The 21,848-nt window shown below is 33.3% G+C and carries 22 protein-coding genes; 5 read left to right on the top strand and 17 right to left on the bottom strand.

Annotated features, from left to right (window positions below):
* Positions 1-98: 98 nt before the first annotated feature.
* Positions 99-710, bottom strand: a complete 612-nt coding sequence (locus KHA90_RS11010) for a dihydrofolate reductase family protein (protein WP_213299247.1) — start codon at positions 708-710, stop codon at positions 99-101.
* A 263-nt stretch (positions 711-973) separates the two neighbouring features.
* Here KHA90_RS11010 and msrA point away from each other — a divergent pair, with 263 nt between their 5' ends.
* Entirely contained in the window at positions 974-1,465 is a 492-nt protein-coding gene (msrA, locus tag KHA90_RS11005; RefSeq protein ID WP_213299244.1) for a peptide-methionine (S)-S-oxide reductase MsrA, read from the top strand.
* A 117-nt stretch (positions 1,466-1,582) separates the two neighbouring features.
* Here the strand turns inward: msrA and KHA90_RS11000 are convergent, their stop codons facing one another.
* Positions 1,583-2,587: an SDR family oxidoreductase gene (locus KHA90_RS11000; RefSeq protein WP_213299241.1), complete on the bottom strand. Its 1,005-nt coding sequence runs from the start codon at positions 2,585-2,587 to the stop codon at positions 1,583-1,585.
* Between the two features lie 489 nt (positions 2,588-3,076).
* Here KHA90_RS11000 and KHA90_RS10995 point away from each other — a divergent pair, with 489 nt between their 5' ends.
* Complete coding sequence (locus KHA90_RS10995) at positions 3,077-3,514, top strand: hypothetical protein (protein ID WP_213299238.1); 438 nt, start codon at positions 3,077-3,079, stop codon at positions 3,512-3,514.
* A gap of 159 nt (positions 3,515-3,673) precedes the next feature.
* On the opposite strand, the gene KHA90_RS10990 is transcribed toward KHA90_RS10995, so the two are convergent.
* Positions 3,674-4,033, bottom strand: a complete 360-nt coding sequence (locus tag KHA90_RS10990; RefSeq protein WP_213299236.1) for a hypothetical protein — start codon at positions 4,031-4,033, stop codon at positions 3,674-3,676.
* A gap of 494 nt (positions 4,034-4,527) precedes the next feature.
* On the opposite strand from KHA90_RS10990, the gene KHA90_RS10985 reads away from it, so the two are divergent.
* Complete coding sequence (locus KHA90_RS10985) at positions 4,528-5,172, top strand: GNAT family N-acetyltransferase (RefSeq protein ID WP_244860299.1); 645 nt, start codon at positions 4,528-4,530, stop codon at positions 5,170-5,172.
* A 106-nt stretch (positions 5,173-5,278) separates the two neighbouring features.
* Here the strand turns inward: KHA90_RS10985 and KHA90_RS10980 are convergent, their stop codons facing one another.
* Positions 5,279-5,947: a response regulator gene (locus tag KHA90_RS10980; protein ID WP_213299234.1), complete on the bottom strand. Its 669-nt coding sequence runs from the start codon at positions 5,945-5,947 to the stop codon at positions 5,279-5,281.
* 212 nt (positions 5,948-6,159) lie between these two features.
* Here KHA90_RS10980 and KHA90_RS10975 point away from each other — a divergent pair, with 212 nt between their 5' ends.
* A complete protein-coding gene (locus KHA90_RS10975; protein ID WP_213299232.1) occupies positions 6,160-6,384 on the top strand; it encodes a hypothetical protein in 225 nt (74 codons plus the stop codon).
* A gap of 197 nt (positions 6,385-6,581) precedes the next feature.
* Positions 6,582-8,465, top strand: a complete 1,884-nt coding sequence (locus tag KHA90_RS10970) for an ATP-binding protein (protein ID WP_244860298.1) — start codon at positions 6,582-6,584, stop codon at positions 8,463-8,465.
* 157 nt (positions 8,466-8,622) lie between these two features.
* Here the strand turns inward: KHA90_RS10970 and KHA90_RS10965 are convergent, their stop codons facing one another.
* From KHA90_RS10965 to KHA90_RS10905, 13 genes are all read right to left on the bottom strand, one after another.
* Positions 8,623-9,441, bottom strand: a complete 819-nt coding sequence (locus KHA90_RS10965; RefSeq protein WP_213299230.1) for an alpha/beta fold hydrolase — start codon at positions 9,439-9,441, stop codon at positions 8,623-8,625.
* Positions 9,442-9,729: 288 nt separating this feature from the next.
* The gene (locus tag KHA90_RS10960) at positions 9,730-10,971 is read right to left on the bottom strand and encodes a DUF763 domain-containing protein (RefSeq protein ID WP_213299228.1); all 1,242 of its coding nucleotides are present in this window, start codon (positions 10,969-10,971) and stop codon (positions 9,730-9,732) included.
* A gap of 160 nt (positions 10,972-11,131) precedes the next feature.
* Complete coding sequence (locus tag KHA90_RS10955; RefSeq protein WP_213299226.1) at positions 11,132-11,467, bottom strand: hypothetical protein; 336 nt, start codon at positions 11,465-11,467, stop codon at positions 11,132-11,134.
* A 219-nt stretch (positions 11,468-11,686) separates the two neighbouring features.
* Positions 11,687-12,133: an adenylyltransferase/cytidyltransferase family protein gene (locus tag KHA90_RS10950; RefSeq protein WP_213299225.1), complete on the bottom strand. Its 447-nt coding sequence runs from the start codon at positions 12,131-12,133 to the stop codon at positions 11,687-11,689.
* Between the two features lie 16 nt (positions 12,134-12,149).
* The gene (locus KHA90_RS10945) at positions 12,150-13,295 is read right to left on the bottom strand and encodes a hypothetical protein (protein WP_213299222.1); all 1,146 of its coding nucleotides are present in this window, start codon (positions 13,293-13,295) and stop codon (positions 12,150-12,152) included.
* Positions 13,296-14,435, bottom strand: coding sequence for a UDP-galactopyranose mutase (gene glf / locus KHA90_RS10940; RefSeq protein WP_213299219.1), 1,140 nt, complete (start codon positions 14,433-14,435; stop codon positions 13,296-13,298).
* Complete coding sequence (locus KHA90_RS10935) at positions 14,432-15,592, bottom strand: glycosyltransferase (protein ID WP_213299216.1); 1,161 nt, start codon at positions 15,590-15,592, stop codon at positions 14,432-14,434. Before KHA90_RS10935 ends, glf begins: the two co-directional genes overlap by 4 nt.
* 332 nt (positions 15,593-15,924) lie before the next feature.
* Positions 15,925-16,323 carry a hypothetical protein gene (locus tag KHA90_RS10930; protein ID WP_213299213.1) on the bottom strand — a complete coding sequence of 133 codons (399 nt, stop codon included), beginning with the start codon at positions 16,321-16,323 and terminating at the stop codon, positions 15,925-15,927.
* 20 nt (positions 16,324-16,343) lie between these two features.
* Positions 16,344-16,484, bottom strand: a complete 141-nt coding sequence (locus KHA90_RS10925) for a hypothetical protein (RefSeq protein WP_213299210.1) — start codon at positions 16,482-16,484, stop codon at positions 16,344-16,346.
* Positions 16,485-16,882: 398 nt separating this feature from the next.
* On the bottom strand, positions 16,883-17,644 hold the full coding sequence (locus tag KHA90_RS10920) for a transporter (protein WP_213299207.1): 762 nt from the start codon (positions 17,642-17,644) through the stop codon (positions 16,883-16,885).
* A gap of 866 nt (positions 17,645-18,510) precedes the next feature.
* Complete coding sequence (locus tag KHA90_RS10915) at positions 18,511-19,002, bottom strand: DNA-deoxyinosine glycosylase (protein ID WP_213299204.1); 492 nt, start codon at positions 19,000-19,002, stop codon at positions 18,511-18,513.
* A gap of 83 nt (positions 19,003-19,085) precedes the next feature.
* Positions 19,086-19,670 (bottom strand): YciE/YciF ferroxidase family protein, encoded by a 585-nt coding sequence (locus tag KHA90_RS10910; RefSeq protein WP_213299201.1) that lies wholly within the window; start codon positions 19,668-19,670, stop codon positions 19,086-19,088.
* A gap of 18 nt (positions 19,671-19,688) precedes the next feature.
* Positions 19,689-21,833 (bottom strand): catalase, encoded by a 2,145-nt coding sequence (locus tag KHA90_RS10905; protein ID WP_213299198.1) that lies wholly within the window; start codon positions 21,831-21,833, stop codon positions 19,689-19,691.
* Positions 21,834-21,848 lie beyond the last annotated feature (15 nt).

Genomic DNA, 21,848 nt, shown 5'->3' with positions numbered 1-21,848 from the left:
GTTTAAGAGAATATTTTTTAATTAGAGTTTATCCTATTTACAAAGGCTGTAGAATTAAATTTCTATAGCCTTTTCCATTCCATATTGCGTGCTTGATTTTAATTTTGAGATTCATCCGGATCTGGAATTGATCCGGTTTGTACTGCTCCGTTTCGTTTGTAATGGGACAAAATCACGCCTTTTTCGGTTACAAAACTATTTGTTAATGTAAAAGCCAGAGGACTTGCATTATCATCAAATAGTTTTTTTCCTTCTCCCAATAATAAAGGATGAATTTTTAACCGAAGTTCATCGACTAAATCATTTTCCAATAACAAATGAATAAGTTCGCTGCTTCCCCAAACCTGAATGTCAGAACCATTTGAGTTTTTCAGGTTTTTGATATCTTCGAGGTTTTTTATGAACACAGTATTTTCCCAATCAGATAATTCTCTTGTATGTGACAAAACGTATTTTGTGCCATCATTTATTCCCGGCCAAAATTCCTTATGTTTCGGCCAATAATTCTCCCAAATTTCAAATGTTTTTCTGCCTAAAAGATATTCTGCCGGTTTTAGTTCTTCCTGAACCGCATTTCCGTATGATTCATCATCAAAAGGAGCAACCCAACCGCCAAATTTAAAACCATTCGACGGATCTTCGCCCGGTCCGCCCGGTGCCTGCAATACTCCATCTAATGAAATCATTGATAAAACAATTATTTTTCTCATAATAGTATGATTTTGGTTTCTATTATAAATTTAATAAATATTACTGTAAATATCTCAAATGTGCATATCTGAAATGTAAATAGGTTTTTTAAGTCAAAATTATAAATTGATCTTTATCATCTTTATTTTCTATTCTATATCTTTGATAGAACTATTAAATTAAGAGTTATTCAGATAATTAATTTTGATGAATATATCTTAAAAAACTTGATTTAATAGGAGGGAAGCATTTCCTAAAATATAATTTTTAAAAATAAAATACCATGGAAAATTTAAAAAAAGCTTATATCGCAGGCGGATGTTTTTGGGGCATGGAAGATCTTTTTCGTGTGCGTCCGGGCGTAAAAGATACTGAAGTTGGTTATATTGGTGGTGTAAACGATAATCCAACATACCAAAATCATCCGGGACATGCCGAAGGAATCGAAATTACATACGATGCTAACGAAACATCATATAAAGAATTGTTAGATTATTTCTTCAGAATGCATGATCCAACAACGGTTGACCAACAAGGAAATGACAGAGGCTCAAGTTACAGATCAGCAATATTTATCCAGAATGATGAAGAAAAACAAGTTGCAGATGAAGTCATTAAAATCGTTGAAGATTCAGGAAAATGGCAGGGAAAAGTGGTAACAACGCTTGAACCTTATTCAAAATTCTGGACTGCCGAAGAAAGCCATCAGGATTATCTTGTAAAACAGCCCAATGGATATACGTGTCATTTTGAACGATTTGGAACTTTTCTTTAATCTCTGAATTTTGTTATAAATTAATTTTATAATGCACATAAAAAAAGTGCTAAATTGAAAGGTTTAGCACTTTTAAGTTATTTTCTAAAATCTGTTTATTTATATAAATAGACTTTTTTACGGATTACCTTCTCCGCCGCTTGAACCATAAATTTGTCCTGTTGCATAACTTGCGTCATTAGCGGCAAGTTGTACGTATATAGAAGCAAGTTCGGCCGGTTGTCCCGGTCTTCCCATTGGAGTTTGTGAACCAAATTCTTTTAGTTTTTCCATCGTAGCTCCGCCGCTAACTTGTAATGGCGTCCAGATAGGTCCCGGAGCAACACCATTTACTCTAATGCCTTTAGGCGCAAGCTGTTTCGCCAGTGATTTAATATAATTTGTAGTTGCCGCTTTCGTCTGGGCATAATCATATAAATCTTCTGTAGGCGCATATGCTTGTACAGAACTGGTTCCTATTATTGAGGCGCCGGGTTTTAAATGTGGTAATGCTGCCTTGATAATCCAGAAAGGTGCATAAATATTAGTTTTCATTGTCCAGTCAAATTCTTCTGTCGAAATATCTAATATAGACGCATGAGTTTGTTGTCGCGCAGCATTATTGACCACAATATCAAGGCCTCCAAGTCCTTTTACTGCCTGATCGACAAGCGATTTACAAAATGCCTCGTCACGCAAATCTCCCGGAATTGCAATTGCTTTGCGTCCTTCGGCTTTAATTAATTGAATAACTTCTTTAGCATCTTCTTCCTCAGTAGGAAAATAATTAATCGCAACATCAGCACCTTCTCGTGCATAAGCAATTGCGGCTGCTCGTCCCATTCCTGAATCTCCGCCAGTTATCAAGGCTTTAAGACCTTTTAATCGTCCGGATCCTTTATAACTTTTTTCCCCGTGATCCGGTCTTGGATCCATTTTACTCACAAGACCTGGCCAGGGTTGCTTTTGTTCTTTAAACGGCGGTCGTGGATATTTTGTATTTGGATCTTCGGGACCATTTGATGCTGGATGTTCTCCTGCTTCAAATCCGTTTGCCATCATAGGATTAAATGCTGCTGTAGCAATTACCGCTCCCATACCAGTAAGTGCAGAGCGACGTGTTATTGTGTTTTTAACGTCCATAATATTAAAATTTAGGGTTCTATAATCTTTGTATGTATGTGTGAATCAATGTTGTAAATTGATAGCATTTCAAATTTAAAGAATGTCATAAATATGATTTTATAGAATTATCGTGTTTTGTTATATGTCTGCAATATATAAAGTGCTGATATTGAATTGTGTTAACGCAGTTTTGGTAAAAAGTTTTAAAGAAGAAAGGCTTGCATTTTACGAGTTTATTTCATGCAGATATAAAAAAGATTTTAGCAGATATTCGCAGATTTATAATTTTAGATCAATTTACAACTGCTTAAATCTGCAAAATCTGAGTGAAACAAGAATTAGTATAACTAGTGGTAAAATAAAAAACTTACTTAATAAATTATAAATGGATATTTTATAATCTTATTTATAAATAGTAGAAGCTATTAGTATTTCTTTTTGCTTAATTTCGAAAGTCACATGTTTTTAAATGTGCTGATTTTTTACTAATTTCTAAATGTGATTATTATGAAAATATCTAAAGAAATACTTAACGGGTTTTTTATTTTTCTGGGAATTGCGATTTTTTTCTTATTAATGGAAGTTTTAAATCTTTCTCATTTATTTTATCTTCGATTACTTAATGTTCTTTTCATCTTTTATGGAGTAAACAGAACTTTGGAACAAAACCTTGCCGAAGGGCAAAACAGCTTTCTTCCTAATGCGATATCGGCTTTGATAACCTCTTTTGTTGGAGTTGTTTTAAGTATCATAGCGTTGCTTATTTACAGTTTTGCACGTGGTGGTGATGCGTATGTAAAATCATTATCGCAAGCTTTTATGTTTGGTGGAGAACCTTCTGTAATGACTTATTCGCTTTGTTTATTTTTTGAAGGATCTGCGTCATGTATTATCGTAACTCTTTTATTGATGTTATATTGGAATAATAAATATAAAGCCGATTAATTCATTATAAAACTCATAAAAAAACCTCTAAACTTGATTGTTTAGAGGTTTTTTATTTATCTGCGCAGCATAAAATTAAATCGTATTTAATGAAATTTAAAATGACTTCGCAATAATAAAATAATTGTTTTTTAATCATTTTTGACATTCTTTTAATGTCTATTCTTCTTCTTCCTCTTCTCCAGGTTCAGAAGTAGTAGCATTGTATTCATCTAAAGTTCTTCGGTCCGGATCATTTTTATCATTTTTTAAATCATCGTCCAGATCTTTTGCAATTTCTGCATTTTTTTGAAAGTAAGGATCTTCAGTATCATTTTCATCGTTGTTTCGGTCTGAAGTATTTTTTCTTTCGAAATTATCTTCTCTATCAGAAGAATACTCTTCAGTATCAGAACCAGTTGTTCGGTGTTGATTGATTGCCGGATCTTTGGTTTCCATGGTTTCAGAATGAATACTTTCATCTTCTCTATTTGAGATGCGGCCAGCATGACCATATTTCTCGTTGCTTGCTTGTATCATAATATTGTTTTTTAAATTAATATTATACAAATCTAAAACCTGAATCTGTTAAAAGCTTATACTATTTTTTGTGTGTTTTACATCTTTATCATTTGATGTACAATTGGTTATGTGTTTTTTAACATAGTGCTAAAAAACGAACTTGTTTTTTAGTTTAAATTCAATTTAGGGACATCAGGAAACTTGAAGTGTTATTTTGCATTTCATTTTTGGATGTAAAATAATATACTGTAGAGAAGATTTATCAAAATAATTTTAGACTAAAATAAAACAGTATGATTTTTCAAGAATATAAACATTTGATTAGTATAATTAAGAATCAAAATGATAAAACCGTATCATTTTGATAGCACACAACCTTGGCAATAATTACAGATTTATTTATAAAATACTTATCTTCAAACTTATAACTTTGCCATTGAGATGTATTAATGTACTGGTATGTAATTTGAATACAGGATTTTGTATTTCTATCACAGATATTTATCAGAAAAATGAAAACCCAACAACATACTACAGATTTTTTAGACAAAGATTTGCTTTTTTCTTTACCATTACCACAAAAATCAACCTTAATACAAAATAACGCAATAATAGATAATCTGCCGGATTTTAAGGTTCAGGTTGCAAATAAAGATCATATTTCTTGGATAAAAGAAATTTGTGACGTCACATTATCATCAGCTTTATCTCGCGGAACGGGGATTTCCGGACGTTCGGCAGAATCGCTTGAGGCAAAAATGAAAAATGGTGAAGCTATTATTGCTTTTACCTCAGATGGAAAATGGGCAGGTTTCTCTTTTATTTCTTCCTGGGAAAATGGTAAGTACGTTTCTAATTCCGGATTGATAGTTGCGCCAGAATTCAGACATACAGGTCTTGCAAAATTGATTAAAAGAAAAATTTTTGAATTAAGCAGGCAAAAATATCCCGAAGCCAGCATTTTTAGCCTCACAACAGGACTTGCAGTAATGAAAATGAATCATGAACTTGGTTTCGAACCCGTAACATATTCTGAGTTGACTAAAGACGATGTTTTCTGGGAAAGTTGTAAATCGTGTGTCAATTGTCCCATATTAATCAATAAAGAAAGGAAAAATTGCTTGTGTACTGCGATGTTGTATGATCCAAAACAATGATGTAATTCTAAAAAATTAAATTTTATCGCATAAATTATTATTAAGAGAATTTCTTCTAATAAAAAAACTCCATTATTTCTAATGGAGTTTAGTATATAGAAAGACTTTATATTAATCCTAAATTTTTTGCTTTTTCAATTAAGTCTTTATCGCTCCCTTTTCCTTTTAATAACTGGTCCTTGATGTTTGCTTTACGTTTTTCAATCGCACTCATCGAAAGAGGAATGTAGTCCGGAAGATTTACCGTTTTTACACCTTCGGAAATTAAGATTAAAATTTGATTATCATGATTGTCCCAATTGATATTTTTCTTGAATAATTCTCTTTGGGATTCTATAATAGTACTGCTTCTAAATATTTCTCCATCAATAATACTTTTACAAATCACCGGAAACAATTCAAAATTGATATCACTTTTTGATATAAACCCTTCAGGCTGTATCCCTTTTATGATTTTGTCTACCGTTAAAGGCTCGCTGCGCATTGTAAGTAAAACTATTTTACAATTGCTGAACTTCTCTCTGATAAGAAAGGCCAGATCAATACCATTATTAATATTCAATTTTTTATAAGGTGGCATATTAATATCCAGAAGAGCAAAATCTATTGTATTGTTTTGTTTTTGATGTGATATGATTTTATTATATGCGTCTTCGCAATTGTGGCTTTTTATAAAGGTTGGAAGGTTTTCTTGAAATTCACCATCAGATAAAAGGTTAACATAACTATCCACCGTCATTGGATGGTCATCGACGATCAAAATATTAAGATTCATATTTGTTTAATTCTAGTTAAAACAAATGTAAGAAATATTACGGATTTACCGTAATGTGGTTTTGAATGTTTTAAATTAAAGGTTATGTGTTGATTAATAATTAGTTAAAGTCGCTCTTTTATGTAGAGTTAGTGAAATATTACGGATTTACCGTACATAATAATTCACTGATATATGTTTTTTTGTGTAATAATCAACTAAAATTTTTTTTTATGAAAACCAAATTACATATTACTGGATTACTGCTTTTAACATTGTTAACTATCTCATGTTCAAATGACGATTATGAGACTACGGAAGTTCAAAATAACACCTTAAAAGTTTTACCAATTGATAAATTGAAAAAAGAAGTAAATTCAAGTGTAATTGACTCAACTACAATAAGTACACCTGATGATGATGGGGAACCAAACAACCCGAAACCACCAAGACAATAATTGCAAAAAAGACTATGTAATTTATTTTTAATTACATAGTCTTTCAATGTTTCAAAATAGTATATTTGAAACTGTCAAAAAGCAATTATCCCTTGAAAAATCATACCAGAATAATAATTTGTTTGTTTCTACTGCTTTCTTTTTTTTCATGTAAAAAAAATGAGGTAATCTTATTCGATAAAGCACATATAGATAATTTGTCAGAAAATAAAAAAGAATATTATCTGGACTCTATAGTCGATTTATTGAAAAGTAAAAAAAACGATTCTGTTACCAGAAATCTCTATTTAAACATTGCATCTGAATATTATTATATTAATAACACAAACAAATCTTTGTCTGCAAGTTTAAAAGCTTTGAATTTGTCAAAACTGGCAAATGATAGTATCAGAATGGCAAAAGCATCATATTTTGTTGGAGATTGCTACGAAAACTCCAAAAAAGATAGTGCTTATTTTTATTATTTAAAGGCAGAGAAATTATATTACGCTGTTGATGATTATGATAATGTTGCAAAAATGTTGTTTAACAAAGGGCATGTTTTATTTTATGATGGCAACTATGTAGAATCTGAAATTCAGGTTTCAAAAGCATTACAGTATTTAAAAAAATCGGGAAATTATCAATTATTATATTCCTGTTATACATTAATGGGTAATTGTTTAGAAAAGTTAGTAAACTACAATGAAGCATTAAGGTATCATAATCTGGCATTGGGTGAGATTAAAAAAATGAAGATTAATGACTCAATTAATAATTACAACATTATTTCGATTATTAATATTTGCAATTTATATGATTTACAAGGGCAGTATTCAAAGTCTATAAAGGAATTAGAAGCTCTTGTCTCAAAAGATTTAAGGAAAAAAAGACCAAGATTGTATGCGAATGTTTTAAGCAATTTAGCATATTCTAAAATGAAAAGTGGAGATTATAAAAACGTTGAATCAATGTTTGCTGAATCCCTCAAAATTGTTGATAGTATAGGGGTTGAATCTGATATATTGTATAAAAAGATTTATATAGGTCAATATTTTTTAACTCAGAGCGATACCGTAAAATCAATTAAAAACTTAAAAGACGCTCATACGATTGCTATTAAAATTAATAATAGTAATGAAGTTTTGACTTCGTTAAAATTGCTATCTGAAATAGATAAGAAGAATAGTTTAGCGTATACAAATGAATATATTAAATTAAGCGACAGTATTAATTATGTTCAAAAAAATGCTGACGACAAATATGCTAGAATTGAATATGAAACTTCAAGAATTGAAGATGAAAATAAAATTTTAACAAAAACAAATTTCTATATTTTGATCATTTCTTTTGCACTAATTTTACTATTGCTGGTAATTCTTATATTAAGATATTCTAAATATAAAAATAAGGAATTACAGTTTTTAAATAAACAGAAATTAGCAAATGAAGAAATTTATTTGCTGTTGATGGAACAGCATGAAAAAATAAATAATGCAAAAGAGAATGAAAAATCAAAAATTGCAAAAGAACTTCACGACGGAATTATGAATAGAATTTATGGTGTTCGAATGAATCTGGGTTTTTTTAATACTAAATGTGATAAGGAAATTATTGAAAAAAGAAAACTTTACATATTTGAATTACAAAATATCGAAAATGAAATTAGAACAATATCTCACGACTTAAGCCAAAATAATTTTTTCGATGGAAACGACTTTAATATATTGTTGCTTAATTTAATTGAAAATCAAAAAGATATAAGTAATACTCAGTTTAAATATATAAATAATGAGGAGTTAGATTGGGAATCAATACAAAATATCTACAAAATAAATTTATACCGCATCATTCAGGAAGCTATTCTCAATATTAATAAGTATGCAGATGCCAGCAATTGCGAGATTAAATTTCATAAAATAAAAAATAATTTATTGAAAATGACCATAATAGATGATGGAAAAGGTTTTGATTTGAAAGTTAACAGTAATGGTATTGGATTAAATAATATAAAAGAAAGAACAGAGTTTTTAAAAGGAAATTTTAATATTGAATCTAATTTAGGAGCAGGTACAAAAATTGAAGTTAGCTTTAAATTTTAATTGATAAAAAATATTTCTTCACTTAGTTTTGGTTTTCAATGGGTTTGTAGAATTAATTATTTCCGTATTTTTTTATTACATTGATTGCTAAAATAAAAACCTCCAAAATCATAAGACTTTGGAGGTTTTCTATTTACTGAATTTCAGGTTCGTCAAATTATTGTTTGATAAACTCTAAAATATCTTTGTTAATTGTTTCCGCTTCGGTAGTTGGCATACCGTGAGGAAATCCGGGATATGAAATTAATTTCCCGTTTTTCAATAATTTAGCCGCTCTTGGTGCTTGGTTATAAGGCACAATCTGATCATCTTCTCCGTGTAAAACAAGAACCGGAATGTCTAAACTTTTAAGATCTTCGGTAAAATCAGATTCTGAGAAAGCTTTTATTCCTTCATAATGTGCTAAAACAGATCCCATCATTCCCTGACGCCACCAATTGTGTTTAATTCCTTCCTGAATTGTTTTTCCTTCTCGGTTCCATCCGTAAAAAGGTATTGGGAAATCATAAAAATATTGCGCTCTGTTAAATCCTGTACCTTCTCTGATTTCATCAAAAACAGACAATGGAACTCCTTCAGGATTTGCTTCATTTTTAATCATTATTGGCGTTACTGCGCTAATTATTATAGCTTTAGCAACTCTGGCTTTTCCGTATTTTGCTGCGTATCGTATTACTTCGCCACCTCCGGTTGAGTGACCTATGTGAATTGCATCTTTCAAATCAAGAGCCTCAGTCAATTCTGCAACATCAGCTGCGTACGTTTCCATGTTGTTTCCTTCAGCACTTTGACCTGAACGTCCATGTCCGCGTCTGTCGTGTGCAATAACTCTGTATCCTTGTTTTAGGAAAAACATCATTTGTGCATCCCAATCATCGCTGGATAAAGGCCATCCGTGGTGAAAAACAATTGGTGTTCCTGTTCCCCAGTCTTTGTAATAAATTTCTGTTCCGTCTTTTACTGTAAATGTGCTCATCTTATTTTGGTTTTAGATTAATTATTTATGTCAGATAATTCTAAACTTTGATTGTCATTAAATATTTAGTTTTAATGTCCTGCTGTGTTCGAATTTCTTTTACAAATTTACGGATGAAGTAAATGTCTATCGATTAATCTAGATTAAGAAGTGAAAATTTAGATCAAATTTTTCATCAAATAACTATATTTTTCTAGAATTCTACTTAAAATTTAATTTATAAAACTAAGTAAATCAATGATTTATGTTTATGATTAAACAATTAATAGCAATGGAATAATTAATGCATTAAAATAATTCAAGCTGATTATTTGGATTTATTGGTTTAATCTTTGGAATTGAAGGTTTGGCTTTAGGAGGTTTTGCCTCTCCAAAAATAGTTCGTCCGCCATATTTGTGCGATTCGTCCCGCTCTCTTTGAACCAATGCGTCAAAATTAGTATTGGGCGTAAAACTTTCTTCGGCTTTTCGTGAGATTTCAGATAATTTATGAATCGCATCTATTTTATCACTATTCCCAATTTTGGCGCGATTAATTGCTCGTTGCAAAGTATCAATTGTTTCATCGTAGATATTTACAGGAACCGGAAACGGATGTCCGTCTTTTCCGCCATGAGCAAATGAAAAACGTGCAGGATCTTCAAATCGGGTAGGAGTGCCGTAGATTATTTCGCTTACCAATGCTAATGACTGCAAAGCTCTTGGTCCCATGCCTTTTAAAAGCAATAATTCCTCAAAATCTTCCGGTTTATTTTCATGTGTCGCCCAGAGCATTGCGCCAAGCCTTTTCATATTCACATCTTCCATTCTCACATCGTGATGCGCAGGCATAGAAAGATATTGCATTTCCTTCATGATTTTTGTTGGAGATTCTTTTGATAATTCCAGAATTCCTTCTCTTGATTTTGTAGCTGCCTGAGCGGTAAGATTTAATATAGTTCCTTGATTTTCGCCATATATAAAAGTATGCGGTTCATTTATAAAGGACTTTAAATCCGGCGAATGCCAGTGATATCTTCGTGCAGTCTGGGAGTTAGGATTCATTCCTTGCTGTATAACAGCCCATTGCCCTTTATTATCCACAATAAAATTATGTTGATACAATTGAAATCCGTCCTGAATGGCAGTATTATCAACTTTTGCTGTCAGTCTGCTGCAATTAGCAAGATTATTTCCGTCAAGTCCGGTTTTTTCGCCAACATATAAAAGTTCCTGCGGTGTTAAAAGCGAATTTTTGCCTTTTCCTCCACAAATATATATTCCCAGTTCTTTTGAATGCGGATTTACAGACCTTTTTAAAGCCCCAAGTACAGATGTTGTAATGCCGGAGGAATGCCAATCCATTCCCATCACAGCGCCAAAACTTTGAAACCAGAAAGGATTACTCAGTTTGCTAATGACTTCAGAAGTAGAAAATTCCATGGCAATCGTTTCTACAATTGCAAAACCAAGTTTAGCCATTCGCTCAGAAAGCCATAATGGAACGTGTCCATAGTGTAATGGAAGATCTGCTGTACCGGAACGCTTCATTTGATAAGATTTGGATTTTTACAAAAATAAGTAAAAATCGTTTTATAATTTTTGAAATCGTTATTGTAATCAGGTGTATTCAATTCAAATTGCGACTAAAATAGAAATAAAAAACCATTAGTTTTAGCTAATGGTTTTAAAAAGGTTTTAAAACTTCTGTTTATTTTGAATTTTCATCATTTTCTTCTTGAGTATCATCGTCGAAATTTTCGGTTTCGTTATCATCTAAGTCTTCATCCAGATCTTCTTCTTCTTCATCGGGATCTTCTTCCAGAGCATCATCATAATCTGAATCATTAAGATTTCCCTGGTCTTCTCCTTCAAGTTCATTTGAAAATTCACTATCCAGATAGCTTGATTCTTCGCCCCAGCATAAAAGCTGCTCTTTTGTAGATTTATATTGCCAATCGATGTGATCACGTTCATATTGTTCTACATATAGCGGGGTATTATCTGTAGAAACAGGCTCTTCGTAGTTTATGTTATCTGTTCTCATGACGTTAAACTTTAATTACTTAATTGTATTGCTTAATTTTTATTTTCTGTTCATGTTGCTGATTGTTAACAGGATAGAATAACAATCTAAATTTAAAAATACCTTTAGTAAATACCTTATATAATTTGTTGTAATCATTATGTAATTATCACTCAAATTCAATAATAATGCGATGAAAATTTAAATCACTAAAATGCTATCATTCGGTTTTATGATTATTTAGTCATTCACAATTTTCAGACATTCACATTGATAAACCTCTTTTCTTAAACCACTGCTTGAAAACCTGTGATTACGTTTGTTAAACACAAGTTGAATTTTCATTTTCTCACAATATTCACGTCCAGTAAAATTCAAATTTTTATATTCATCGCCTAATATCCTTACGTTGATGGGCAAAGCCTGAAGTATATCTTCAAGATCCTGTTCAGTAGCATAAGGAATAATTTCATCGACAAATTTGCAGGCTTTTAGCTGAATATATCTTTCTACGACAGATTGTGTAGGTTTGTTTTTTTCAGGTCTGTCGATTGTTGGGTCAGTTTGTAATCCCACTATTAAATAGTCACAATATGATTTTGCTTCCTCCAGCATTCTTACATGTCCGGCGTGAAGCAAATCAAAAGCGCTAAATGTAATTCCGATTTTTGTTTTTATGACTTTCATTTAGTTTATTATTATATTATTTGAATAAATTCAGAAAGAAATCCATGATTTTCCCCGGATTTCTAAATTGGGTTTGGGCATTCATAACGGCGTCAATATATTCCTGCGTTGGAATTCTGTTTCCCGCAGCGTCCAGATCCCAAATACCGCAATTGCTGTAACTTGTCAGATCATCCCAATCTGGTCTGTCAGTAACGGGATAAATACATATTCCGTTAAAATCGACACCGTTTTCTCTGGCTATCAGGCATTCTGATGTAATTTCTTCGATCCATTCAACACGTCCTGATCCAAAATGTCCCGTTTCAGAAAGAAAAATAGGTTTGCGATATCTTTCGTAAGCAATTTGAAGTAAGTCAGATAGAGGTGTTCTTAATGCTACTGTTTCAGGCCAGTCGAGCGTTTCGCCGTTTCCTCTCCATTGGCAATTCCAGTAATAATTGAAGCCCAGAATATCCAGATAATCTTCAGATCCGCCAAGTTCCGGACACATTCTGCCCGCAATAATATCCATCGCCTGAAATTGATGTGAGTTTAGTTCATCTACACGTTCCTCAGTTGTGTTTTGATCACAATGAATTTTTACCAATGGTTCCACCAATACGATAACACAATTAGGATCAGTCTCTTTCACGGTTTTGATTCCTAATATAGCAGCCTTGCACAAATGGTATTTAATATCCCAGCCGCTGTTTACTGCAAAAGGAACCGTACCGCGAACATCTCCGGAATGCCACGAAAGAAAACTTATTTCATTAATAGGTACGACACACAAATCCTGTGTTGAATTTGCATTATAAAATGTTGCAAACGCCTGACATAAAGCGGTAAACCTATTGCAAAAATGTGGATGCGTGGGATATAAACCATCGGGATAGCCAAAATGAATCAGATCCCAAATTTGCTGAATCCCAAAAGTTTCCGCAGCTTTCATCCGATTATAAACTTCGGAGAAATCAAAAATCCCCGCTGATTTTTCGACATTGCTCCAGCAAATTCCTTCGCGAACGGTTTTTATACCAAGTGCGCAAAGTGCCTCATAATCCTCTGTAATCCTGATATCGTGTTGCGTTTCCTGCAAAAGATTGATTCTTTCGCCGGAGCGATTAATATGATCCGCACATTCATAACCACCGATGAAAAAAGTGTTGAAAATTTTCATTTAACCGGCTGTTTTATAATTGGTCTTGTCTTTGTTTTCCAGAGTTTCAAAAAGATCCAAAGCATTTTTAAAAGCCTGATCCATATTAAAATATTTATAATTGGCGAGTCTGCCCACAAAATGAACATCTACAAGTTGATCCGCTTCGGTTTTATAACGCGCATAAATTTCTTCGTTACGAGGGTTCGGAACCGGATAATATGGTTCGCCATCATCAACAGTAAATTCGCATACAACCGTGGTTTTATCTGATTTCTGATTTCCGAAATGTTTGTATTCGATAATTCGGGTAAAATCGACCTCAGTTCCCGGATAATTTACAACCGAGTTTTCCTGAAAATATTCAGCTTCAACAGTTTCGCTCACAAAATTTATAGAACGGTATTCCAGCTTTTCGGTAAGACTGTGTTTAAAGTCAAAAAAGCGATCAACAGGTCCGGTATAAAACAGTTTTTCATACCCTTTATATTGATCCTTAACATCAAAATAATCAGTTTCTAAAAGTATTTCTATATTGGGATTTTTCAGGATATTTTCAAAAAGCTTCGTATAACCGCCCTCCGGCAATGCCTGATAAGTATCAGAAAAATAACGATCGTCGTAATTATAGCGTACTGGAATTCGGTTTAAAACCGAAGCATCAAGTTCAGCCGGATATTTATCCCATTGTTTTTTAGTATAATGTTTGAACATTTTTTCATACAATACGGGACCAACACGATTTAAAACTGCTTCTTCACCGTTAGAAGGAGATTCAATTGCGATTCGGTTTTCCTCCAGCCAGTTTTTCATTTCTTCTTCAGAATTGATATTGGTGTCAAAAAGTCTATTAACTGTAGTAATATTTACAGGAATTGGAACGGTTTTATCATCAACGCGAGCCACAACTTTGTGTTCCCACGGATACCAGTTTGAGAATTGATTGACATATTTCCAAACCGATTCTTCATTAGTATGAAACAAATGAGCACCGTATTTAGAAACCAAAATTCCGTTTTCGTCAATATAATCGTAGCAGTTTCCCGCAATATGATTTCGTTTTTCTATAATCAAAACACGTTTCCCTATTGAAGCATATCTTTCGGCAAGAACGGCTCCGGAAATTCCTGCGCCGATAATTAAAATGTCTATATTTTTCATTGTGCAAAAGTTTTAATGATAGACTCCATTTTATTTGCCGTAGCATCCCATGAGGTATTTTTAAGAATGTCAAAATATTCCAGTTCCATAGAAAGCTGGTCTCTTTTGTCAAACAAATAAGTGATGGCTTCGCAAAATTCATCGGCAGTTTCAACAAGATTTACACAAATGCTGTAATCGCGAACCACATCAGTAATTTTTGTAGAAATTATTGGTTTTCCCGCCGCCATATATTCCAGTGTTTTAGTTGGACTGATATATTTTGTCGCGTCATTAATAGCAAAAGGCATCATCGCTATATCAAAACCTTTTAGATAGTTAGGAAGTTCATTGTAAGATCTCATTCCTAAATAGTAAATGTTATCTTCAACAGGCAAATCTGACTGATCAATTTTAGCCAATGGACCAATCATTACAAAGGAAACATTAGGCAATTTTTTAGCAGTTTCATGTAATAATTCAAGATCAATTCTCTCATCGATTACGCCAAAATATCCCACAACAGGAGCTTGTAAATTCGCAATATCCGCCGGAACTTCTATTCCGTTAAGTGCTTGTGCAAAATGAGGCTGATCTACAGAACTCGGAAAACAATACACATTATCATGATGTTGCTTTTTGGATTCATATAAAGATTTTCCGCCTGTAAAAACAATATCAGCATTTGCCATAAGGTATTTTTCCTGATCTATTAATTGTTTTGGCGCTCCCTTAAATAAAGTTAATTCATCCATGCAGTCAAAAACTACGGTTTCAAAATCAAAAACTTCTAATAAAGGACTAAATGATGCCGAATAAAACCAGCCAACAGATGGATTCAGATTACTGATATATTCAGGAAGTATTATCGAAATAGCTTCAATATCTTTCACTTTAGGCTGTAGAATATGAAGGTTTTCATTGATAACCAATAAATTACCGGAACTTTCATCATGATTGTCGTAACCTATTGGTTCTTCGATTAATAAAATTTTTGCATTTTTAGACAATCGGCTAATCAAATGCTGTGGACGCTGGTAGACAAACTGCCATCTAAGATGACAGAAAACGACCATGTCATATTTTTGCGCTGTTGGATATCCATTAACAGCATTGTTTTTGTTGAAATCCGGAACGTCTAATTTGTTTTTTTGCTCTGGGCGTAAATTTGTTAGCATGGCAATGATTTTTTAATTTATATTACTAAATATGTGATTGAAAAATTTAAAAGTGTACGGGGTTTTTGTCACTTTATTGAGCCAAATGTATATCGCATAATCGTAAGAAATTTATATAATTATGGGGCTTTGTTACAAAATTACATTTTTGTTAGGTGTTGATTTTAAATTGTTTAAAGGTGAAAAGTCTATGGTTTTAAAAAATTGACGACTAATTTTTTGAAGATAATTGCACAGGATTTTTTTATCCTGATTATTTAAAAATCAGCAATAAAAAAAACCGTTATTGCTAACGGTCTTTTCTTTGTATGAAGGGAAGATATACGATAGAATTAGAAATTTCCCTGACCAAATTCATCGTTTTTGAATTTATTATTATCTATTTCATTCTGTGTAAGCTCATCATTCTTAATTTCTTCGTTACTAAGTTCGCCAATTTCGAATTCCTTATTAACCGAATTATCCTGATCTAATTCGTTAGTTTCAAATTTATCACTTTCGAATTCGTCATTGTCCGGAGAATCAATTTCAGTTTCAAATCCTTCAGAAGGGTCATTGTTTCTAAGATCATTTTCAATGTCTTGTTCTGTTATATCTTTCAATTCACTATCTGATTCATTATCCAGATTTTCAGAATCGTAAGGGTTTGCATTTAGATCATTACTTTTATGGTCTGAAGTGTTGAAATCACGATTTTCCTGTCCGTAAAATTCATTATTTTCTGCTGTCATAATAGAGATTTTTTTAAATATTATTTTTGAGTTTGTATCGTTTTCTTAGTTTCAATATGTGATTTTTCGTTGCTTCGTGCAGATGTTGTTTTTGAGTCCATTTTCTTGTCAGAAGCTCTTGCGCTTGTTGCCGTACTATTTTTGTGGTATGATGTGTCCATTTTTTTGTTTTTGTTTTTGTTTTCAGTCTCGGTCTCAGTGTTCAGTCTCAGTGTTCAGTCTCAGTGTTCAGTCTCAGTTTTCAGTCTCCGTTTCATAACTGAAAACTGCGACTGATTACTTTTTTCAGTCTCCGCTTCATAACTAAAAACTGCGACTGCGACTGATTACTTTTTTCAGTTTCAGTTTTCAGTATAGTGTTTTGGAATTGAAAACTGTAACTGATTAGCTTATTTACAAATACAAATCTAGCAGAGTACAACACGGATTATTTATACGATTATCAATAATAATTCTATAATTATCAGATAGTTAGTATAGAAATCAAAAATCTGCCAGATCTGCTAAATCTGCGAGAAAAAAAACAACACAATGAAAAGAAGAAAAATTACAAAACATTTTATATTCTAAGTGAAACACCAATTTCTGCGAATTTTTTTGAAGGAGAATGCATGATTCCCGTTCCTGCCATAAAATCTAATTGTAAGTTTTGTGTAATTACAAACAAAACTCCTGCATCGGCGCTATTATCAGCATGATGATGTGCCTCGGTAAAACCATAAGCTTCTACAAAAACTTTGCATTTTTTTGAAAGAGAATGATCTGCAGAAAGTGTGTAAATATATTCCGGATGTAAATTTTCCGGCAGCCATTCAATACCTAGATTATAACCCAAATGCCATGTTTTTGATAGCGTATTTTGAGCAAGCAATCTTATTTCCGGACTGTACTTTTCTTCCTTATAAGCGTTGTCTGCCATCCACGGAATACTGACACGCGCAAGCAAAGCAAGATCCGGAATTGCGACTCCTTTATGATCTAAAATATGATATTTTGCACCAATCTTAACAGGCTCAATTCCAAATTGATTATCTGTATTTTCCTGATTCAAAACTTTAAGTGCAGTTTCAACCCTGATTTCGGCATTTTTGAAGACTCCGTATCTAAAAACGATCTCAGGAATATTAAACGTTTTTTGGTCATCTTCTTTTTCAAAGGAAAATCCGGTTTCGACCTGTAGACGATGCGGAGTTATTGTACCTGGATTTTCGGTTTCGTTAGGACGGTCGGTTTGTATTTGTTGTGCGGAACCCATATAGGATATTCCCATAATTATAACAGCGAGACATTTGTTGATTATATTCATAATTTTGAGTTTCATGGCGTGTAATTTTTTTTAAAGTAATTTTTTGAAAAAAGACAGTTTTTTAAAATGGAAATAGTGATTGATAATAATTATTAAAATGTGTAGTCCCTACGGGACAAATAGGTTGGGAATTTGTTTTTTTACCAATATGTAGTCCCTACGGGACAATTGTTTTGATGTTAATTTTTTATCTACCAATATTTAATCCCTACGGGATAATTTCGCGATGCTGTTTTTTTATCTACCAATATATAGTCCCTACGGGACAATTGTGTGGCGTTGATTTTTTATCTACCAATATTTAATCCCTACGGGATAATTTCGCGATGCCTTTTTTTTATCTACCAATATGTAGTCCCTACGGGACAATTGTGTGGCGTTGATTTTTTTATCTACCAATATGTAGTCCCTACGGGACAATTGTGTGGTGTTAATTTTTTTATCTACCAATATTTAATCCCTACGGGATAAATTTCGCGATGCTTTTTTTTATCTACCAATATGTAGTCCCTACGGGACAATTGTGTGGTGTTAATTTTTTTATCTACCAATATTTAATCCCTACGGGATAATTTCGTGATGCTTTTTTTTTATCTACCAATATATAATCCCTACGAGACAATTATGTGGTGTTGATTTTTTTATCTACCAATATTTAATCCCTACGGGATAATTTCGTAATGTTGATTTTTATGCATTTCTTTTTACAATATTTAAGCCCTACGTGATAATAATACATCAATATATAATCTATACGGGGGGTATTATTGTTATATTTAATTCAAAAAATTATCCCGTAGGGATTAAATATTGGTAGAAAAAAAATGCGCCAAAGAAAATAATGTCCCGTAGGGACTAAACCTATTGACACAAATACTTCTCTAAATTCCCGATACTTCGGCTAATTTTCTCCAACAATCAATTTTTTCAGAAAGCGGAATTCCCGCGTTCAATCCACTTGTGGATGGCATAATGAAATAGGAAATATCTTCTCTTGGTTTTACATATTTCTGATAATATTTTGACGCTGATTTACTTTCGAAAAAGATGTATTTTATATCAGGGTATTGAAGATGAAAACTCTCAAAATCATTGACTTTTTCGTCTTTAATTTTAGAATCGCTGCTACCAATTCTCATACAATTTGCAAGCACATTCCATAAAGCAACTTTATGAGCCTTTAATAAATCCTTGCGATCATCATATAGTAAACTATAATCCTGATTAAAAATCGTGAACATAATTCGCCAGAAATGATTGCCTTTATTGCCATAATATTCCTGTTTGGCAATAGATTGATCGCCAGGCATTGTTCCCAGAATTAATATCCTGCTAGAATTATTTATAAGTGGGGGCAAAGCTTCTTTATACATTTATATTTTGTAAATAATGAAAAAACATCTGTAGCTAATACAGATGTTTTTTATTGAAATTAATGTGAAAGCATTTTTAATAATTATTCTGCCGCTACAATATTCACAGCGTTTAGCGCTACATCATTTAGCAAACAATCAGCCTCTTTTTCTTCGGCAAGAGTTTGTGTCAATAATTTTGCTGCATCATTTTCACCAAGTGTTTTTGCAAAGGCAACCAGTGTGCCGTAAGTAGCAATTTCATAATGTTCAATTTTTTGTGAAGCCGCTATAATACCTGCATCGCGAACTGCTCCGGGAACAGTTTCTTCCAGAATACTGTCACCTTCTTTTAAAAGTCCCGCCATTGCTTCGCATTTTTTGCCTTCAGCTTTTTCTCCAACAATATCAAATACCTGCTCTAAACGTGCTATTTGGTTTTGTGTAACTGCATGATGTTCTTTAATAGCACTCGCAAGACTTGCAGAAGTTGCATTGGCAGCCATTTTAGGCAAAGCGCCAACTAAAGCATTTTCTGCCCAGTAAATATCTTTAAGGCTGTCAATAAACAATCCTCTTAATTCTGTCGCAGCATCGCTTGCAGGTTCTACAATTGCGCTAGCATTATTAGGAACGCTACCGTTAGTATTGGCGGCTTTTGTTGCGCTTGGTTTTTCTGAATTTTTCATAAGGTTTGATTTTATGTATTAGTTGTATAAGTTTTTTTCACGATCCCAGATACGGTGTTTTCCCATAGCTGTAATGAATTCTTGTGCAAATTCTTGAGACGCTGCATCTCCGGATAATATAATTCCTTCGTCTTCATTAGTAATTTTTGCTGCAAAAGGAGCGGCATTTATTACGCTTATTGCTTGACCATCAGCACCAATTACTTTACAGTGTTTATAGGCATCTGTCAGGAATTCATTTACATCATCATTGTCAATAAGTACTTTAACACCTAAACCATCAGCTACGTAAACAGCATCAAATAATACTGATGATGCAGTTAGAAAACTAAAATCAACATGAATGGCACCGTCACTGTCTGTAAGTACAGATCCCAGATGTGGCGCAATTATACAGCCTTTTGCATCTTCTTTTAAAAGGGCACTTTTAATATTCATAACACTGGCTTCAGATACACCATCTGCACATATAACAGCTACTTTTCTAGATGCGATAGTAGGGGAGTTAGTCGGGTTTTTAAGCATGGTCAAAGCATCAGAGGATGCTACAGACTGATCTACAGTTTGCGGCTCATGTTTACCTTCCTCCAGGTTTTCCGGTGAAACGCCATGATTAAGTGGAGTTTCTAATACTGGCGGAACCGTAGCACCAAGTCCTATAGCTACTTTTTCTGCCAGTTCTGTATCAACTTGTGATAAAAGCCCCAACATTCTTAAACGAATAGCTGTGGTTTCTACTTTTCCAAGTTCAAAGCGAAGTGCTTTTACGATATGGCTTTTTTCTGTTGCTGTCTGGCTGTTGAAAAATAATTTTGCCTGACCAAAATGATCGTTAAAACTTTCACTTCTTTCTCTGATTTTATGGGCATCAATACGCTCTTCAAAGCTTGAAAAACCGCCTTCGCTGATTTTTGCCTGATAAGGACAGCCTCCGCCAAGTGAATTAGGGTGATAACTCACACGTCCTACATTAATTTCCTGGCGCATATGTCCGTCACGTTGGTTGTTGTGAACCGGCGCTACACTTCTGTTAATTGGAATTTCATGAAAATTAGGGCTTCCTAATCTTGACAATTGAGTATCGGTATACGAGAATAAACGTCCTTGTAATAATGGGTCATTTGAGAAATCGATTCCTGGCACAACATGTCCGGGGTGAAAAGCAATTTGCTCCGTTTCTGCAAAGAAATTATCTGGATTTCTGTTCAGAACCATTCGTCCCACAATAGTAACCGGAACTAATTCTTCGGGAACCAATTTAGTTGGATCCAGTAAATCAAATTCATATTTGTTTTCATCTTCAGCAGGAATTATTTGTACTCCAAGTTCCCATTCCGGGAAATTCCCCATTTCGATGGCTTCCCATAAATCTTCTCTGTGAAAGTCTGGGTTTTTTCCTGAAATTTTTTGCGCTTCATCCCAGGCAACAGCGTGAGTACCTAATTTTGGTTTCCAGTGAAATTTTACAAAGGTAGATTCTCCTGCTTCATTTATTAATCTAAAAGTATGTACTCCAAATCCTTCCATCATACGATAGCTTCTTGGAATGGCACGATCAGACATTACCCACATAATCATGTGCATGGATTCTGGCATTAGGGAAATAAAATCCCAAAATGTATCGTGTGCAGATGCTGCTTGTGGTATTTCGTTGTGCGGTTCAGGTTTAACTGCATGAATCAGATCAGGAAATTTTGAAGCATCCTGAATAAAGAATACCGGAATATTATTTCCTACTAAATCGTAGATTCCTTCCTGAGTATAAAATTTTACAGAAAATCCGCGCACATCACGCGCTAAATCGGTAGAACCTCTTGAGCCTGCTACAGTAGAAAATCTGGTAAAAACCGGAGTTTTAAGTCCTGCCTCTTGCAAAAATCCTGCTTTGGTTAATTCCGGAATTGGATTGGTTACTTCAAAAAAACCATGCGCTCCGGAACCTCTTGCATGCACTATTCTTTCCGGTATGCGCTCATGATCAAAATGCGTAATCTTTTCGCGTAAAATAAAGTCTTCAAGGAGTGAAGGACCACGTTCACCGGCTTTCAGGGAATTATTGTCATCATTGATTTTAACGCCCTGATCAGTAGTCAAAAATTTGTTAGTTCCATCTGATTTGTTGATCGACAAATCACGTTGTTTTTCATCTTGTAAATTTTTCATAATATATTTATATTA

The organism is Flavobacterium psychroterrae, from assembly GCF_018380615.1.
Classification (GTDB): Bacteria; Bacteroidota; Bacteroidia; order Flavobacteriales; family Flavobacteriaceae; genus Flavobacterium; species Flavobacterium psychroterrae.
The sequence above is the reverse complement of the archived record's forward strand: the minus strand, read 5'-3'. Positions and strand labels throughout refer to the sequence as shown.

Bases quoted from the DNA above. Each gene is read 5' to 3' on its own strand.
- KHA90_RS11010 (WP_213299247.1), bottom strand. From the start codon at position 710: ATGAGAAAAATAATTGTTTTATCAATGATTTCATTAGATGGAGTATTG.
- msrA (WP_213299244.1), top strand. From the start codon at position 974: ATGGAAAATTTAAAAAAAGCTTATATCGCAGGCGGATGTTTTTGGGGC.
- KHA90_RS11000 (WP_213299241.1), bottom strand. From the start codon at position 2,587: ATGGACGTTAAAAACACAATAACACGTCGCTCTGCACTTACTGGTATG.
- KHA90_RS10995 (WP_213299238.1), top strand. From the start codon at position 3,077: ATGAAAATATCTAAAGAAATACTTAACGGGTTTTTTATTTTTCTGGGA.
- KHA90_RS10990 (WP_213299236.1), bottom strand. From the start codon at position 4,033: ATGATACAAGCAAGCAACGAGAAATATGGTCATGCTGGCCGCATCTCA.
- KHA90_RS10985 (WP_244860299.1), top strand. From the start codon at position 4,528: ATGAAAACCCAACAACATACTACAGATTTTTTAGACAAAGATTTGCTT.
- KHA90_RS10980 (WP_213299234.1), bottom strand. From the start codon at position 5,947: ATGAATCTTAATATTTTGATCGTCGATGACCATCCAATGACGGTGGAT.
- KHA90_RS10975 (WP_213299232.1), top strand. From the start codon at position 6,160: ATGAAAACCAAATTACATATTACTGGATTACTGCTTTTAACATTGTTA.
- KHA90_RS10965 (WP_213299230.1), bottom strand. From the start codon at position 9,441: ATGAGCACATTTACAGTAAAAGACGGAACAGAAATTTATTACAAAGAC.
- KHA90_RS10960 (WP_213299228.1), bottom strand. From the start codon at position 10,971: ATGAAGCGTTCCGGTACAGCAGATCTTCCATTACACTATGGACACGTT.
- KHA90_RS10955 (WP_213299226.1), bottom strand. From the start codon at position 11,467: ATGAGAACAGATAACATAAACTACGAAGAGCCTGTTTCTACAGATAAT.
- KHA90_RS10950 (WP_213299225.1), bottom strand. From the start codon at position 12,133: ATGAAAGTCATAAAAACAAAAATCGGAATTACATTTAGCGCTTTTGAT.
- KHA90_RS10945 (WP_213299222.1), bottom strand. From the start codon at position 13,295: ATGAAAATTTTCAACACTTTTTTCATCGGTGGTTATGAATGTGCGGAT.
- glf (WP_213299219.1), bottom strand. From the start codon at position 14,435: ATGAAAAATATAGACATTTTAATTATCGGCGCAGGAATTTCCGGAGCC.
- KHA90_RS10935 (WP_213299216.1), bottom strand. From the start codon at position 15,592: ATGCTAACAAATTTACGCCCAGAGCAAAAAAACAAATTAGACGTTCCG.
- KHA90_RS10930 (WP_213299213.1), bottom strand. From the start codon at position 16,323: ATGACAGCAGAAAATAATGAATTTTACGGACAGGAAAATCGTGATTTC.
- KHA90_RS10925 (WP_213299210.1), bottom strand. From the start codon at position 16,484: ATGGACACATCATACCACAAAAATAGTACGGCAACAAGCGCAAGAGCT.
- KHA90_RS10920 (WP_213299207.1), bottom strand. From the start codon at position 17,644: ATGAAACTCAAAATTATGAATATAATCAACAAATGTCTCGCTGTTATA.
- KHA90_RS10915 (WP_213299204.1), bottom strand. From the start codon at position 19,002: ATGTATAAAGAAGCTTTGCCCCCACTTATAAATAATTCTAGCAGGATA.
- KHA90_RS10910 (WP_213299201.1), bottom strand. From the start codon at position 19,670: ATGAAAAATTCAGAAAAACCAAGCGCAACAAAAGCCGCCAATACTAAC.
- KHA90_RS10905 (WP_213299198.1), bottom strand. From the start codon at position 21,833: ATGAAAAATTTACAAGATGAAAAACAACGTGATTTGTCGATCAACAAA.